At 43.3% G+C, this 15,992-nt stretch carries 13 protein-coding genes and 1 pseudogene; 7 read left to right on the top strand and 7 right to left on the bottom strand.

What is annotated here, in order from left to right:
- Positions 1 to 326 precede the first annotated feature (326 nt).
- A complete protein-coding gene (locus L2744_RS20285) occupies positions 327 to 503 on the top strand; it encodes a hypothetical protein (RefSeq protein ID WP_248993584.1) in 177 nt (58 codons plus the stop codon).
- A 314-nt stretch (positions 504 to 817) separates the two neighbouring features.
- Here L2744_RS20285 and L2744_RS20280 read toward each other — a convergent pair whose 3' ends face one another.
- Positions 818 to 1,417 carry an FxsA family protein gene (locus tag L2744_RS20280; protein WP_248993583.1) on the bottom strand — a complete coding sequence of 200 codons (600 nt, stop codon included), beginning with the start codon at positions 1,415 to 1,417 and terminating at the stop codon, positions 818 to 820.
- 234 nt (positions 1,418 to 1,651) lie between these two features.
- On the opposite strand from L2744_RS20280, the gene cutA reads away from it, so the two are divergent.
- From cutA to L2744_RS20255, 5 genes are all read left to right on the top strand, one after another.
- Positions 1,652 to 1,975: a divalent-cation tolerance protein CutA gene (gene cutA, locus L2744_RS20275; protein ID WP_248993582.1), complete on the top strand. Its 324-nt coding sequence runs from the start codon at positions 1,652 to 1,654 to the stop codon at positions 1,973 to 1,975.
- Positions 1,972 to 3,774: a protein-disulfide reductase DsbD gene (locus tag L2744_RS20270; protein ID WP_248993581.1), complete on the top strand. Its 1,803-nt coding sequence runs from the start codon at positions 1,972 to 1,974 to the stop codon at positions 3,772 to 3,774. The genes cutA and L2744_RS20270 overlap by 4 nt, the downstream gene beginning before the upstream one ends.
- Positions 3,775 to 3,967: 193 nt before the next feature.
- Positions 3,968 to 5,611, top strand: a complete 1,644-nt coding sequence (locus L2744_RS20265) for a cation:proton antiporter domain-containing protein (protein WP_248993580.1) — start codon at positions 3,968 to 3,970, stop codon at positions 5,609 to 5,611.
- A gap of 257 nt (positions 5,612 to 5,868) precedes the next feature.
- Positions 5,869 to 7,014, top strand: coding sequence for a galactokinase (gene galK, locus L2744_RS20260; RefSeq protein WP_248993579.1), 1,146 nt, complete (start codon positions 5,869 to 5,871; stop codon positions 7,012 to 7,014).
- Between the two features lie 160 nt (positions 7,015 to 7,174).
- Positions 7,175 to 8,209 carry an aldose epimerase family protein gene (locus L2744_RS20255; RefSeq protein ID WP_248993578.1) on the top strand — a complete coding sequence of 345 codons (1,035 nt, stop codon included), beginning with the start codon at positions 7,175 to 7,177 and terminating at the stop codon, positions 8,207 to 8,209.
- A gap of 125 nt (positions 8,210 to 8,334) precedes the next feature.
- On the opposite strand, the gene L2744_RS20250 is transcribed toward L2744_RS20255, so the two are convergent.
- The 3 genes from L2744_RS20250 to L2744_RS20240 form a co-directional block, all read right to left on the bottom strand.
- Positions 8,335 to 8,742 (bottom strand): hypothetical protein, encoded by a 408-nt coding sequence (locus L2744_RS20250; RefSeq protein ID WP_248993577.1) that lies wholly within the window; start codon positions 8,740 to 8,742, stop codon positions 8,335 to 8,337.
- 336 nt (positions 8,743 to 9,078) lie between these two features.
- Complete coding sequence (locus L2744_RS20245) at positions 9,079 to 10,080, bottom strand: NAD(P)H-quinone oxidoreductase (RefSeq protein ID WP_248993585.1); 1,002 nt, start codon at positions 10,078 to 10,080, stop codon at positions 9,079 to 9,081.
- A gap of 245 nt (positions 10,081 to 10,325) precedes the next feature.
- A complete protein-coding gene (locus L2744_RS20240) occupies positions 10,326 to 11,684 on the bottom strand; it encodes a protein kinase (RefSeq protein ID WP_248993576.1) in 1,359 nt (452 codons plus the stop codon).
- A gap of 176 nt (positions 11,685 to 11,860) precedes the next feature.
- On the opposite strand from L2744_RS20240, the gene L2744_RS20235 reads away from it, so the two are divergent.
- The gene (locus L2744_RS20235; RefSeq protein ID WP_248993575.1) at positions 11,861 to 13,276 is read left to right on the top strand and encodes a LysM peptidoglycan-binding domain-containing protein; all 1,416 of its coding nucleotides are present in this window, start codon (positions 11,861 to 11,863) and stop codon (positions 13,274 to 13,276) included.
- On the opposite strand, the pseudogene L2744_RS21745 reads toward L2744_RS20235, so the two are convergent.
- The 3 genes and pseudogenes from L2744_RS21745 to L2744_RS20225 form a co-directional block, all read right to left on the bottom strand.
- Positions 13,263 to 13,594: pseudogene (locus tag L2744_RS21745) on the bottom strand (sterol desaturase family protein); the annotation flags it as partial. The gene L2744_RS20235 and the pseudogene L2744_RS21745 sit on opposite strands and share 14 nt — an antisense overlap.
- A gap of 160 nt (positions 13,595 to 13,754) precedes the next feature.
- Positions 13,755 to 15,128 (bottom strand): DUF4397 domain-containing protein, encoded by a 1,374-nt coding sequence (locus L2744_RS20230; RefSeq protein WP_248993574.1) that lies wholly within the window; start codon positions 15,126 to 15,128, stop codon positions 13,755 to 13,757.
- A gap of 452 nt (positions 15,129 to 15,580) precedes the next feature.
- Positions 15,581 to 15,907: a helix-turn-helix domain-containing protein gene (locus tag L2744_RS20225; protein ID WP_446539696.1), complete on the bottom strand. Its 327-nt coding sequence runs from the start codon at positions 15,905 to 15,907 to the stop codon at positions 15,581 to 15,583.
- Positions 15,908 to 15,992: the final 85 nt, after the last annotated feature.

The following is a 15,992-nucleotide window of genomic DNA, read 5'->3' as shown; positions in this document are numbered from 1 at the left end:
TCAAGTGTTCAAACAGTGACATAGGGAATAGGTCGTTAGCATAACATGCTTGCTCTGATCCTGTTTAAGCCTAAAAGTTTCCGTTAGTTAACAAAGTATGATCCCGCCCTGTCTTAAGCTGACAGTTGCTTTGTGTCGTTTTTAACAAGTTGGCTTGACATACCTTTGTTTCATTTTTATGAACTTTTTAGTATTGGGTTGATGTTTACGATCAATAAGATTAGTATTTGCTTTGTATATACATTCGACATACAAGAGATATGCTTTAATGGCTTTCTTTACTTTTGTTTGGTTAGTTAAAATCATCTAATTATTGGTTCAACATTATGATAGATAATAAGAAAGTGAAGAAGAAAAATAGCCAGTTGGTGCTCCGCATTAATGACATCGAACGCGATGAGTTTGTTAGCTTGTGCGAAGAATTAGACACCAGTGCAGCTCGGGAAATACGTCGATTTATACGTAATTTTGTGGCTGAAAACAGGTTGCCAGATAATCAGTAATCAGTTGATATATAAATATTAATTTAAATTAAAGGAAAATGTCATCATGGCAAAAGCAAAACAAATCAAGAAAGAAATCAAACTACGTCAAGCTAAAATCGCCAAGCAAGAAGGTAAGCTTAAAAAACTTGCTAAACAACTTAACAAAACAAAGTAAGTTGTTTAATGGGGGAAGCTGCCTTAGCTTTCCCCTTACTTTATCTCTGATAATCTACCTAAAGAGTAGGCATCAGGGGATTAAATAAGCTCCCACTAGGAGCTTATTTTAAATAGAACGCTGATTAACATATTGGAAACATAGATAAAGCTAACGCTTAAGCTTTAGGATCCTTTGGATCTATTTCTTTATCTGAAATTTGATGGATCTCAGGCTTTTTATCACTTGGGTCGTCTTTATGCTCAAAATCGCCCTCGTAGATATTTCCCTCGGTGGGTTTATCCTGCTCAAAGGGAGACTGCCCGAATGGATTCGACTCTGGACCTTGCCCTTGTGTATGTTGTCCAAAGGGTCCTGCACTAAAATTCCCCTTCATCCCGCCATGCAATCCCGCAACCACTCGCAGCTGCATACGTTTAAACACCAAGGCGGCAATGGGGCGACGGGTTAACGGGGTTAAGAGCAGTAAGCCAATAAAATCCGTTACAAATCCAGGAATAACCAACAAAACACCTGCCATAGCTAGCATCATACCTTCGACAATTTCTTGCCCTGGCGCTTCGCCCCTAGTGAGCTTTTGTTGTACTTGCATTAAGGTACTGATCCCTTGGCTACGCACCAGTGACACCCCAAGTACCGCAGTAAAGAGTACTAAGCCAATGGTTGTCCAAGTTCCTAATACTTCACCAACACGTATTAGCACCGATAGCTCAACCACAGGGATCAGCACAAAAAGTAAAAATAGAATTAATAACATACCGACCTCAGTTTTATCTCACTATCCGTTTTTATCTGACTATCACTGTAAACTAAATGGGGGTTGTCCGGTCTTAAATCAAGTCGTCGCCGCGAGCATAGTCCACGGGGGAATGTAATTTAGCTCACCCTTTTGTTAACGCGTTAATGTATGAGACCATGAAAACACGTAAAGTAGTTTAACCCAATGGGCTTAAGTGAAATTTAAGATTGTTAAGGGACGATACCCAATACCATGCAAGATCAATATTTAGTGGTGAGCACTACCTGCCCAGATGAAGCACTGGCCAATACCTTAGCCCGAGCTTTAATCGAGTCGCGTATTGCCGCTTGCGTGCATATATCGGCTCCCATACGTTCTATTTATTCTTGGGAAGGTAACATCTGTGAAGAGCAAGAAATTAGCTTACACATTAAATGTTTACAAAGTCGTTATGCCGAGTTAGAACAACTTGTGCTAACACTCCACCCTTATCAAGTACCTGAAATAATTGCCGTACCAGTGACTCACGGGCTACCAGCCTACTTAGATTGGATAAAAGATAACACTCAGCCATGAAAAAACTACTTAGCCTTATCTTCACCTCTTTATTACTCCTCGCTCCATTAACCTATAGCGAGGGCGTTTTAGCAAACACCTTTGGGTTTTTAAAAAGTGAACCAGAACTAATGCCGGTCGATAAGGCATTTGTTTTCGATTACAAGCAGGAAGGAAATCAAGTCAAACTCAATTGGGTTATCGCCGACGGTTACTATATGTACCGCGATAAACTGGCATTTTCCGTCAATGGCGCCGAATTAGGTACTGTTGCCCTGCCTCAGGGAAAACCACATAACGATGAGTATTTTGGCGAACAACAAGTCTATTACACCTATGTGGATATTCCCGTTGGCCTAAAGCAAGCGGATGAGAATGGCACACTCACTGTCACTTTTATGGGTTGTGCCGAAGGTAAATTATGCTATCCGCCCACTAAGCGCGAAGTATCCCTTAAAGCCGTGGCTCCCAACGACGGTGTTGTAGTCAGTGGTGAAGCCGCGAGTACTGAACAAGTCAGCACAGAGGCACCCACTCAACCTATCACCCAACAAGATACCCTGAGCCAAATGCTATCGAACGACAGCTTAATTTGGACCTTGGTGATCTTTTTTGGCTTAGGTATTGGCTTAGCCCTAACGCCGTGCGTATTTCCTATGTACCCAATTTTGTCCGGTATTATTGTCGGTCAAGGGCAAAAACTCTCAACCACTAAAGCCTTTACGCTGTCCATGGCCTACGTGCAAGGTATGGCGATTACTTACTCACTTCTTGGCTTAGTAGTCGCATCGGCGGGGATGAAATATCAAGCAGCACTGCAGCATCCGGCGGTGCTAGTGGTGTTGGCTATCCTGTTCTTTGTACTTAGCTTATCAATGTTTGGTCTCTATGATTTAAAACTGCCATCACGCTGGCAGGAAAAAATGAACTCAGTGTCAAACAGTCAAAAGGGCGGCAACTTAGTTGGCGTATTTTTGATGGGGGTGATCTCAGGTCTAGTGGCTTCCCCTTGCACTACGGCACCACTGTCGGGTGCATTAGTCTATGTGGCGCAAACGGGCGATTTACTCCAAGGTTTCTTAGCACTGTACGTGCTCAGCATGGGGATGGGCGTACCTCTACTCATTATGGGCACCTCTGGTGGTAAATTGTTGCCTCGCGCGGGTGCTTGGATGAATATCATCAAAACCGTGTTTGGCTTCCTGCTCATTGCCGTGTCTATCATGATGCTTGGCCGTATTTGGACGGGTGTCATTTCCGATGTGCTCTGGTCACTTTGGGGCATTAGTTTCACGGGTTACTTGATGCACCAGAACAAACTCAGCACCTTTAACTGGAAACAAACTGCCCGTTCAATACTGTTAATGCTGACCCTACTAGCCAGCTTCTCCTATGGCTTTCAAGCGGTAATGGGCCATTTCGGCTTTAAAGGTGTTGCGATTACGTCCGAAGAAGCTCATGGCTTTAAACGCATTAAATCGCTAGAAGATCTGGATCGCGAAATCGCGGCTGCGGTGGCCCAAGGCAAACCTGTGATGTTAGATCTTTATGCCGACTGGTGCGTTGCCTGTAAAGAATTTGAAGCCATTACTTTTAAGGATACTGAAGTCTTAACTCGCATGAATAAAATTGTTTTATTGCAAGCGGATGTGACTAAAAGTGATGCCGTGGATGTGGCACTTTTAGAAAAATACAATGTGCTCGGTTTACCAACTCTGTTGATGTTTAACGAGCAGGGCGCGCAAAGGGAAGACTTACGCGTTACCGGCTTTATGGGGCCAAAGGACTTTGCTGCCCATTTAGATCATCTAGTAAAATAACTATAATTCAAGTAAAACAGTAAGTTAAACTGCATCCGATAGGAAATTTATGGTAATTCTGGTTTAGAGGCTGTTTTAATACAACCACAAGAAAAAGCGGACTTTTTTTAATTAAAAGTCCGTTTTTTTATCGCTCTGTCATCGATTTCTTATACAATCCATCCCTATTGTGGACTTTTTAAATTGGAGCATTATGGAACCGGCCATGCTTATCATCACACTGGTCTGCGGCATGTTAGTCAGCAGGATCGGACTCCCGCCGCTCATCGGCTATTTAGTGGCGGGCTTTGTGCTGTTTGTTTTCGGAATTGACAAAGAAAGCCTGCCATTACTGCAACAATTCGCGAACCTCGGGGTGACATTACTGTTATTCGCTATTGGCTTAAAACTCGATATTCGTAGCCTATTCAAGGCCGAAGTGTGGGCAGGTTCGAGTGTGCACTTGATACTCTCAATGCTAGTGTTCGTACCCATTCTCAAAATTTTAAGCCTGATTGGGTTAACTCAGCTCACTGACCTTAGCATTGAGCAGCTCACGTTAATTGCCTTTGCGTTAAGTTTCTCTAGCACAGTTTTCGCGGTAAAAGTATTGGAAGATAAAGGGGATGTACAATCCCTCTATGGCCGTGTCGCCATTGGCATCCTGATTATGCAGGATATCTTCGCCGTGCTGTTTTTAACCATTTCCAAGGGTGATGTACCTTCGGTCTGGGCTTTCGCACTATTGTTATTACCACTAGCTAAACCACTTATTTATAAAGCCTTTGACCGAGTAGGACACGGTGAATTATTAGTGCTTTTCGGACTAGTCATGGCCCTTGTTGTCGGTGCTTGGTTATTTGAAGCTGTGGGTCTAAAACCTGACTTAGGCGCCTTAATCATAGGGATCTTACTCGCTGGGCATAAAAAATCCTCTGAGCTAGCAAAATCTTTATTCTATTTTAAAGAACTGTTCCTGGTAGCCTTCTTTTTAACCATTGGACTCAATGGCTTACCTACGGTATCCGATCTGGTACTTGCTGCACTGTTAGTGCTGTTAGTACCGCTGAAAATCCTGTTATTTGTCTATATTCTCACCCGTTTTAAACTACGTTCGCGTACCTCGATGTTAGGATCGTTTAACCTAGGTAATTTCAGTGAGTTCGGTTTAATTGTTGCCGCGGTGGCCACCAGCAAAGGCTGGTTGCCTTCGCAATGGCTAGTAATTATTGCTGTGGCATTAAGCTTTAGTTTCCTCCTCGCCGCACCACTTAACGCCACAGTAAGCAATATCTATCAGAGATTCCAACAACGGTTAATTAAGCTCGAAAAAAGCCCCTTACATCCAGAAGACAGACCGATACCTATGGGCAATCCCCGTTTCGTAATTCTAGGTATGGGCCGTATTGGTAGCGGCGCCTACGATGAGCTGCATGACAAATTTGATGGTGAAATCCTAGGCATCGAGCGTAAGCAGGTATTGGTTGATTTACATAGGGCCAATGGCCGCAATGTGGTAAAAGGCGACGCATCCGATACTGATTTTTGGGAAAAGCTTGACCACGCACCTAATCTCGAACTCGTACTACTCGCCATGCCACACCATGCGGGAAATATGTTTGCAGTTCAGCAGCTTAAAAGACTCAATTATCCAGGAAAAATCAGTGCGATAGTTCAGTACAGTGATGATGCCGATGCATTGAGAGCTTCAGGTGTGCACAGTGTTTATAACCTGTACGAAGCGGCAGGCGCGGGGTTTGTCGACCATGTTATCCATGAATTACTGCAAGCCTCTGATAAAAAAACGCTCGAAGAACAAGAAACGCTAGCAGCAAAAGCGCTAAACGACGCGAGTTGAGCAGGCGTAAAGTTTAGATAGGCTCAGAGAAATATGACTCTGAGCCTAGCTCACTTTAAGTTTTCTATCTCTTTAATAATCAAATAGCTAGATCACTTACATTCGGTGATTTACTGACACTCAAAAACATCATCGATTTTATCTTTTCTATCCATCGTAATAACGATACAAAATCTCAGTTACATAGCTGACTCAGTCGTGATATAAATCGAAGACAAGAACGAAATTAGCTCAGCTTTTTTGGAAATTTTCACAGCATGTCAAACCCTGCGCAGCGCGCCACTAAGTTATTTGTCCAAACCTTTGGCACTAAAGCCGACGATTTATATCAAGCCCCTGGGCGAGTCAATTTAATCGGTGAATATACTGATTACAACGATGGCTTTGTATTACCGGCCGCCATTAATTTTCATACCGTTATCGCCGTTAAACGCCGTGAAGATACTAAGTTTCGCGCCGTGGCCGATGCCTTTCCTGGACAACTCAAAGAGTGGACCTTCGGTCAAGAGGGCAATATTGATCCCGCGGATGGTTGGGTGAATTATCTAAAAGGGCTGACTGCGGCCATGGCCCACACGGGTTTGTTGGCAAAAGGTCTGGATTTAGCCATAGTGGGTGATGTTCCTCTGGCGGCGGGCTTGTCCTCCTCCGGCGCCCTTGTCGTTGCCTTTGGTACAGCCATCAGTGATAGCAGCCAACTACACTTATCCCCCATGGCGGTGGCACAATTAGCCCAGCGTGGTGAACATAGATACGTTAAATCGGCTTGCAGCATTATGGATCATATGATCAGTGCCATGGGCGAGCAGGATCACGCGTTATTGATCGATTGTTTAGATCTCGACAGTGAAGCGATTTCGATCCCCGAAAATTTAAGCCTTATCATCATAGATGCCCATATTGAAAAACAGCGTTTAGCGGCCACCAATCAACAACGCCGCGATGAGTGTGCCCAAGCTGCTGAATATTTTGGTTTAGATGCGTTGCGTCATCTTGATTTACGCCAGTTAGAAAGTGCGAAGGATAAATTAACTGACACCTTATACCGCCGTGCCAAACATGTAGTGACAGAGAATAAACGCACTCAGAGTGCTGCGCGTGCACTCGAACAAAATAATATCACTAAATTTAGCCAGTTAATGGCGCAATCCCACGCTTCACTCAGGGATGATTTCGAAGTGACCTTGCCCGAATTTGATACCTTAGTAGAGATTGTCAGCCAAGTGATTGGGGAGCGTGGCGGCATACGTATGACAGATGGTTGTGTGGTCGCGTTAGTGGATCATGAGCTTACGGATGAGGTGGTGGCGGCAGTTGAGCATGAGTTTCTCAATAAAACCGGGATCGATGCCACTGTGTATTTATGTTCTGCAAGCGCAGGTGCGGGCCGTATCGATAGCTAGTTGTAGCAAAATAACTTGGTATACATCACTAACGCTCTAAATCTCCCCTAGTCCAATACCATTGGAATTTAGCAATGGATCCAATGGTGTTCGTTGTCTTTAAAAACAAAATCAAGCGGTTAAATTAACTCGCTGTGAGCCAAATACAGAAGGAAGCTAAATGGTACATTTCAGTGTATTAGAACCTTGGACGGATCCCCGCGGCGGCGAAATCGAACGAGTGCGGATTGACAATGGTATTGTCGCATTAGAAGTCATCAGCTTGGGCGGTATTATCCGCTCCCTTTGGACACCTGATAAGCATGGGGAACGTGGCAATATTGTATTAGGTTGCGATAGCGTCGAAGATTACCTCACCCAAAATGCCCATCTTGGAGCCATTACTGGCCGTTTTGCTAATCGTATTGCCAACGGCAAAATGCACTATCAAGGGCAAGATTATCAACTAGATATAAACCAAGCGACTAACTGTTTACACGGTGGGCATGAAGGTTTCAATCGAAAAACTTGGCAATTAGGCACACTCCCCGACGGGGTGCGCTTAACGCTTATGAGTCCCGATGGTGATATGGGATTTCCTGGTAATTGCACTGTTCAATTAGACTATCGCTTAGCGGCCAATAATCTCTATGTCGAGATGCTAGCCTCTGTAGATAAGGCTTGTCCTGTGAGTTTGACTCAGCACAGCTACTTCAACCTCGATGGCTCGGAGACTAACCACAATCATTTTATGCAAATTGATGCCGAGCGTTATCTGACGATTAATGATGTCAGCATCCCCACTGGAATAGCTAACGTTGAAAACTCTATTTTCGATCTACGTCAAGCCGTTCGCATCGGCGACAAACTGAATGCAGCCGAACTAGCCAGTACCCGTGGCTATGACCACTGCTATCTGATGGATAATGCCGAAGGTTCCCTTGCTCGCTTTGGCTGTTTAAGCAGCCCTGTGAGCGGCCGCGCTATGACAGTATTTACCAATCAACCTAGCGCTCAATTCTACTGTTCCAATTTTTTAAAAGGCACAGTGGGTCGTAATCAACAGGTTTTCAACCAACATCATGGCGTATGCATAGAGCCACAAATGCCACCTGATTCACCAAACCAAACGAATTTATTTGGCGATAATGTTTGGTTAGTTCCGGGAAAAGTTTATCACCATATTAGCCGTTATCAGTTTGATACCTATGCCTAAAAATTAGGAGATTATGGATTTTAGTATTAGAAAGTAGATTGGAAAAAATGAGAGAAGGTAGGAATAAGGAATAAAATAATGGTTATTTTATTCCTTACAGCGTTAGCCACTAGGCCAACGCTGTGTTAATCATCAAAATCATCGACCCAGTCGTCATCAAAATCCGCACCGATTGCATCGGTTTCAATTTCAGGCTCAACTTCAGGCTTAGCCACCTTACGTACAGGGGCGGTTTCTTTGACATTATTTAGCTCAATACGAGCTTGATGTTTGCTCATAAATTGAGATCTAGCCGCCTTCCATGCACCACTAAACTTAGCCTCAGCGGCTTTTAACGCAGCCTCGTCTAAGTCATATAGGTTCACTTTAACGATATCTTCCACGTACTCAACAATGGCATCACGCTCTGTATTGTATAGGTAGATCCGTCCGGGGGAGGCATCTGGCAGCTGGTTGTCATGGACGACAATCGCGTTGCCTTTCGATGTTCTCAGCTCACCATACCAAACTTGTTTCTTTGCTGTGTTATACATATATGCCAATACCCTTAAATCAACACATACACCATGAGTTTTTTAGTCTGAATAAGCGAAGCGTCGCTTGCTTTGATCCACAAATAGCGCCCGATTGTCTCTGACGTTTTCAACTGGGTATTTTTACAGAATATTTCCGATAATCAATGCCTCATACCATGAAATTTTCACTTATTACGCATTAATTTCGGCCAAAGTCCCCAAAAAGTTGAGGCACTAACGACTTTAGTCGAAAAAATCATCGCAGCAAGTTTTTATTCTGCTCCTTAATCCATCAAAGGACTGACTAAGGCCCCTTCCTGTGGAATTCATCCCATCAACTCACTTATCGTTTAATTAAACCAATGTTAAAACAACTTTTCCCCTATGCTCCCCCGACTCCATCAGAGCATGGGCCTTGGGCGCCTCACTCAGCGGAAAAGTCGCAAAAATATTAGGGACAACCTTATGACTATCCAAAAGTGGCCACACCGTTGCTTGCAATTCATTGGCAATGGCGGCTTTAGACTCCACACTCTGCGGCCTTAGGGTCGAACCAGTCCAAACAATACGTTTTGCCATTAAGCGAAAGAGTTCAACTTCGGCTTTAGGGCCACGTTGCATTGCGACAGACACCATGCGTCCATCCATTGCAAGTGCTTGTAAATTTAGATTGATAAAGTCACCGCCCGCAATATCAAATACCACATTTACCCCCTTGTCTTGCGTGAATGCCATCACGGCTTCAACAAAGTTTTGGCTTCGATAGTTAATCACCTCATGGGCACCTAGGCTCAAGCAGTAATCGCGCTTTTCATCTTTTCCTGTGGTGGCAATCACTTTGGCACCTAACGCACTTGCAAGCTGAATTGCCGTACTGCCAATACCGCCAGAACCACCATGGATCAGCACAGTTTCACCCGCTTTCAGTCCAGCACGCATAAACAAATTGCCCCATACGGTGAAAAAGGTTTCCGGTAATGCGGCGGCCTGAACATAACTAAAGTCTGTTGGGATTGGCAAACAATGGGCTGCGTAGGTCAATGCATATTCGCCATAGCCTCCACCCGGCACTAAAGCACAGACTTTATCCCCAAGTTGCCATTGGCTTACGCCGTCACCGAGGGCACAAATCACCCCTGCGACCTCAAGACCAATAATGGCTGATGCCCCTGGCGGTGGCGGATATGCGCCAACTCTTTGCTTAATATCAGGTCCATTAACCCCTGCAGCATGCACGCGGATAAGCACTTGCCCAACCAGAGGAACAGGCAAAGGCGAGCGGGTTAACTGCATCACCTCAGGTGCACCGGGTTGTTCGACATGGATATGGGTATAATCATTAGGCAAAGCTGACATAGAGTATTCCTTTAGCATATACAACTCCTTACATCTCTTGCATACGGGTTTTTGACCAAAATTTTCAGCCAAATTTCTTGAAGCATAACGTGAAAACCATGGCAGTTGGCGCTCAATTAATGATACAAACCTATTCGGCACAAAAGACAAGATTGGAAGTAATGAAACTTAGTTGGGCTAAGCTAGCGCAATTTCAAACCAAATTACCATCTTTATTCTCTATCCCAGTTGATGTATGACTCGATTTATTCCCTTAATGAGTTGGCAGTGCCTAAACCATTCAGGCTTAAAAGCTGGTGTTTTAATACTGTAAAACATGGGCGTAGCCCCAAATCCGCCGACATACACCTATCCTTGATTGCGGTTAACTGAGCATAATGTGCTGGATTGGCATTCGCATCTACATAGGCCAACAAATCTTCAATTAAACACCCTAATGCACGTATTTCGATTTTCTCCATCGCTACGCGTTCAATATCGGTTAACTGTCGTAAATTAGAAGCTGCACCAAAATCACCAAAAAGCAGCTCCCTCTCTTTGTTAACCATAATATTATGGGCATATACATCGCCGTGGCTTATCTGCTTGGCATGCATATGTTCCATTGCGTCGGATAACTGACTTGCAATTTTTACAATGTCGGCAAGGCTGAATTGGCTATCAGGTTTAAAGGTATCGCGGGTGCATGTTTCTAAGTTGGGTGGTAGACCTAAGTTGCTAAATCCTTGGGGAATAAGCTCCATTACTAAGCCTAATTGATCCGCTTGGCTAATATGTGCAACCGCCTTGATAAGGTTAGGGTGCTCGCCCAAAGTTAAGCAACAATCTAACTCATCGGCGGGATAACCATCGCTAGTCACTTCGCCCTTAAATAATTTGACAGCAATATGCGCCGAGCCAGTGGCTTCAATCATGGACTGAGTTAACCATTGACCATGGTAAATCACCCCAGATGCACCTTCTCCTAGCTTGTCAGTCAGCTTTAGCTCATCCAGAGTAACATTGGCGACACTGGCCACATCAGCGTGCGGATCGACCAAGGTATGGCTAAAAGGATTACCCGCAAAGGCGAGCCAGGTCAGCTTAGGCAAACTTAATAACCATTGGGGCAGAGCTTGAAGCTGATTGGCCGATAAACGGACTAACTCTAAGTTGTGACAATCGACCATAGACTCAGGTAAAGCCGTTAAGCGGTTGCCTGCCAAGGCTAATTTTTGTAAACGATACAGCTTACCCATTGCTCCGGGTAAGGTCTTTATGCAGTTATCGGTTAGGATAAGCCAGCGGGTTTGCAATGGTAGGGATGCCGCTGACACCGTTTTGATTTGATTCGCCTTAAAACCAATCATCTCTAAATTTGTGCAGCGTCCTAAAACCTCGGGTAAATGCTCGAAGCGATTATTAGAAGCGAAAAGTATCTTAAGCTTAGATAAGCGATACAAATCTTCAGGTAGCTCACTCAATTGATTATTTGATATATCGAGGATTTCGAGTGTATCGGCTAAGTCAAAAATCTCCCGCGGAAACCCGGTTAAATCCTCGGCCAATTGTAAACGCGTGCTCCCTTGTAACTGCCCTGCTCTTAACTGCGCTAACGTCTGCACATTACTACCCAAATCAGTGAAAAATCGCGCCTATGTTAGCGCATTTATTGATAAATCTAAAAGCCAGAACCCATATTCAAAACGTACAAAAACTGAGCATAACTATCCAGAAACCCGAAAACAGATTAGCATGTGCACAAATATTGAAAGCTAAGTCACCTAATAACAGGACTATCATGCGGAAACATTTTCGCCAAACGCACGCTTTTGCGGTGCTTATGCTAGCCATGCTAATGGCCCAACTCAGCGGCTGCGTAGCCACTTCGTCGGATACTTCGCCAACAGAATTCACAACGACAACACCAGAAGAAACAAACAACGATAGTCACTCAGTACAAGATGCCAGCAGCACGCCTGAGCCCATTGAAGCGCAATACAGCGACGTATGGGAAAAAATTCAACATGCGCACACTATTGATGTACACGATGAAGCGGAAGTACGTAGACAACGTAAATTTTTTGCTGATAAACAAAAGTTTATGAATCAAATCAGCGATCGTGCCGAGCCTTTTTTGTATTACATTGTCAGTCAGCTAGAAGCCCGTAATATGCCGCTTGAATTAGCCCTATTACCTATAGTTGAAAGTGGTTATAACCCGCTAGCACAAGCCAATGGTCCAGCGGGTTTATGGCAGATGATCCCCGCCACTGGCCGCAACTTTGGTCTAACCATTAATTCTGCCTATGATGGACGTAAAGATGCGCTTGCTTCAACCGATGCAGTGCTCGACTACCTGCAACACTTATACGACACCCTAGGTAGTGACTGGATCAATGCAGTTGCTGGTTATAACAGTGGTGAGTTAGTGATAAAAGCCGCAATAGAAAGAAACAAAGCTAAGGGCAAACCCACAGATTTTTGGTCACTCAACATCCCTGCAAAAAAAGTACAAACCGTACCTAAGTGGCTAGCTTTTATTCAAATTATCCGCGAGCCTAGCCATTACAATTTGAAAGTATTACCGATTGCCAATCGTCCTTTCCTTGAGCGACTCCCAGCACCTAATGGGGTTGAAATTGGCCAAATTGCCAATGCGGCGGGACTCACCAAAAAGGAGTTTAAAACCTATAATCCTGGCTACCGTCAAAATGTTATTCCAAGTAAAGGCAAATACCAAATTGCCTTACCCATTGAAAACGTAGGCGCATATCAGGAAAACCAAGATAAACTCTATGCCCAAAAAAGATATGACAGCCAAAGTTACATCGTCAAATCCGGTGATAGTCTAGGTGTGATAGCGGCCAAGTTTGATATATCGGTTAATGAGTTAAAACAAGCAAATAACCTCACATCAGACCGGATCAAGGTAGGCCAAGAGCTCACACTATTAACCCCTCTGACCGCTAATGATAAAGAAGCTAAAGCCGCCCAAACAACCCCAAAAGCAAGCAGTCAATCCGCGGCCGAGGTTAAAGATACTAAAGCTAAAGTCGATGAAGTAAAAGCGACTACTTACAAGGTAAAATCCGGTGATTCACTGGATAAAATCGCCCGCAAAAATAAGGTTAAATTGGCTGATTTAATGAAGTGGAACCAGCTCAATGCTAAGAGCATTATTAAACCCGGCCAAGAACTGAAAATTGCAGACTGACAATGAAGTAACCTAACCAACCGAAGTTAACCTGTACATTGGCATGATTAAATACTGCTTGCACGCCAACTATGATCACATTATGACTGATGGTATCTTTTGGGATATCCCAATATAAAAATCGGCGTGAGCACTGAGCAACGGGTGGCGATCAACTCAAACGTATATTGCCCGACCGAGCCAACCATTCTAAATGTTTCGCGCTATGGCGTACCGAATGGAAGCCCACTGGAAAGGAATTTCATGGTAGGCACGGTGCGCCGCATATTGTCTTAAATTGGCGACCAATAAAATCAACAACAGTTGCAATACAAAGTGAACACTAACATAGAACGCCATCTATCAACGTTCACTCAGTGACGCTAAAAATAGCGTATAGAAAACGATCTAACAACCAACGACGAAACCGTATTACCACAAAAGGAAAGCGCTACCTAAGTAGCGCTTTTTTATTAGCTTAATGAACTAAACTGGGCAATCACAGCTTAACTAGGTTATAGCCAAAGCTAGTCGAAGGATCGACATTCAGCACCATAGTCACATTATCTTCATTACTAAAATCAATTAAATCAGATGCATAAATTACAGTTTTAGTACCATTTTCAACCGAAATGATTTTTATAGAATACTCACCAGCTGGGACTGTCAGTGACAGAGGACTTGCCGCATTTACATCGGTGATTTTATATGTAGCGGTTTCTATCGTGTCATTCGCCTTTAAAAAATAGAGTGTTAGGTTATTTTTATCGGCAAAACTAAGGATATCAAACTTGAAGCTGTAGGGACTTGGCGTTTGAGTTTGCTTCATCTCTAAGGCTTTGACCTTGTTACCCTGAATATTCGTTTGCTCATAGATAAAAATGGTTTTAACTTCATCTTGATTGAGCGTGATGAGTACGTTGTCTAAGAGTTTAGTTTGCGTTTCATGCTCATAAACACTCACACCAAAATCATTAAATTCAGCAGCTTGATAGTTAGTCACTCCAAAAGAGGGGACATTGCTAAATAAGGTATCTTGCTTATTGCTAGCGACTTTGACATCAATATTGCGCGAACCTAACCCATTAAAAACGCGGTAACCGACCGTGGCTTCCAAAGCAACATGGTTACGCACATTGGTTGTTGAATCGACACTATCTAAGGTAATTTTGCCATCCCATGCCCCAAAACCTTCCCTAATGATCAGTTTGTAAGGCACTTTAGCACTAAAATTAATCTTGGAAGTGGTATAGGTCACATTGGTTTTGCCTGCAGGTGTTAAATAAACACGGTACTCTCCCGTATCCATAATGTGTGATCCTGACACTTCACCATAGGCCACACTGCCAAGCATAACGGCATCGGCAAAGGTTTCACTTGCCTTAGAAACATAGGCATCGAAGGCTTGTGCATGAATAGCAGTATTCGCAACCAGCAGTTGCGTTTTGCTGTTTTCAGCGACTTCATTAAGCTTATCGAGTTCAGTACGAGAATAATGAATATTGAGCAATGCGGGTTCGGCAAAATCACCATGTAATACAAAGAAATGGTCTGTCGCCGCTTTTAATTCGATATTCTCTTTATAAATAGAAATGTCTTTATTAGAGGCATCCTTACCCATCACCTCAATGGCAGAAACGCCCGCCGTCGAAGTAAAGCGCGGTATCGCATCCCCATAAGTCACACTTTCATAGGTTTTATCGACAATTCTTAGGGCTGTCGCCGTACTGCCTGCACTCGCATTATAAAATTGCACGTAGGTCGCATTTTGATCAGAACCACCTTCATCCTTATCATCATCTGAGCCACACGCCGTCATTGCCAAACATGTGAAAGCAACGGCAACGAATCCCTTTAATTTACTTTTTATCATTATATCCCTCATAGACTGACGAAAAATCATGTCCAGTCTACGCAGATATCCAATGACAACAACGCCTTTTTGCCCCAAAAAATAAAACAAATATTTCACAAACTAAAACACTTAACAAACATTTCAATAACACATTAAAAAGTGATACAAACCACACTTTATGGACGTTTAATTGATACAAATGCTTTAGCCGCTACTTAGCAAACATGCTTGATTTACCTCCTGTTGGAATTGATCATTACCGTAAATACTCTTGATAGTGTTTTTTAACCCAGTAATTTTACGATTGTGAGCGTTTCTCTTATGCCAAATCAGCGTAAAGGGAATGGCTAGCTTGTTTAGATATCTACTGTCTCATTCTAAAAAGCACATCATTATGCGCTTAACGTAGTAGATCTTATAAAGTTTGAATAAACTTTATATATATCATAGTGATAGAAAATATAATAAACTTAGTCCTCAAAATCGGCACTATTATCATATTCTTTTAACTTACGATAAAGCGTTGCCAAGCTCATACCTAACTTCTCTGCCGCAAGAATTTTATTATGATTGAGTTTATCCAACACAGCCAAAATATAATCTTTTTCTATATCATGAAGTGCACGGATAGTTTCCACCGTAGAATATGTAGGTATTACATTACGGATTTCCTCTGGAAGATCATTTGGTAGGATCTGAGGTCCCTTACCTAAAACAATTGCTCGCTCAATCGCATTTACCAGTTCACGCACATTACCTGGCCAATTATAACTAACCTGAACTCGGGATAAGAAAATTTGAACTAATAGCCCTCCAAGTGATCGGATCTTTCGACCAAGAGAAACCCCATCACACCGGAGGGCCTATGCATAAATTAGTGGA

The sequence above is a fragment of the Shewanella profunda genome, assembly GCF_023283765.1.
GTDB classification, from domain to species: domain Bacteria; phylum Pseudomonadota; class Gammaproteobacteria; order Enterobacterales; family Shewanellaceae; genus Shewanella; species Shewanella profunda.
This window is presented reverse-complemented; position numbering and strand designations above follow the sequence as displayed.

Coding starts and splice junctions, on each gene's coding strand:
- L2744_RS20265 (WP_248993580.1), top strand. CDS start 3,968: ATGGAACCGGCCATGCTTATCATCACACTGGTCTGCGGCATGTTAGTC.
- L2744_RS20285 (WP_248993584.1), top strand. CDS start 327: ATGATAGATAATAAGAAAGTGAAGAAGAAAAATAGCCAGTTGGTGCTC.
- L2744_RS20270 (WP_248993581.1), top strand. CDS start 1,972: ATGAAAAAACTACTTAGCCTTATCTTCACCTCTTTATTACTCCTCGCT.
- cutA (WP_248993582.1), top strand. CDS start 1,652: ATGCAAGATCAATATTTAGTGGTGAGCACTACCTGCCCAGATGAAGCA.
- L2744_RS20245 (WP_248993585.1), bottom strand. CDS start 10,080: ATGTCAGCTTTGCCTAATGATTATACCCATATCCATGTCGAACAACCC.
- L2744_RS20280 (WP_248993583.1), bottom strand. CDS start 1,417: ATGTTATTAATTCTATTTTTACTTTTTGTGCTGATCCCTGTGGTTGAG.
- L2744_RS20230 (WP_248993574.1), bottom strand. CDS start 15,128: ATGATAAAAAGTAAATTAAAGGGATTCGTTGCCGTTGCTTTCACATGT.
- L2744_RS20235 (WP_248993575.1), top strand. CDS start 11,861: ATGCGGAAACATTTTCGCCAAACGCACGCTTTTGCGGTGCTTATGCTA.
- galK (WP_248993579.1), top strand. CDS start 5,869: ATGTCAAACCCTGCGCAGCGCGCCACTAAGTTATTTGTCCAAACCTTT.
- L2744_RS20250 (WP_248993577.1), bottom strand. CDS start 8,742: ATGTATAACACAGCAAAGAAACAAGTTTGGTATGGTGAGCTGAGAACA.
- L2744_RS20255 (WP_248993578.1), top strand. CDS start 7,175: ATGGTACATTTCAGTGTATTAGAACCTTGGACGGATCCCCGCGGCGGC.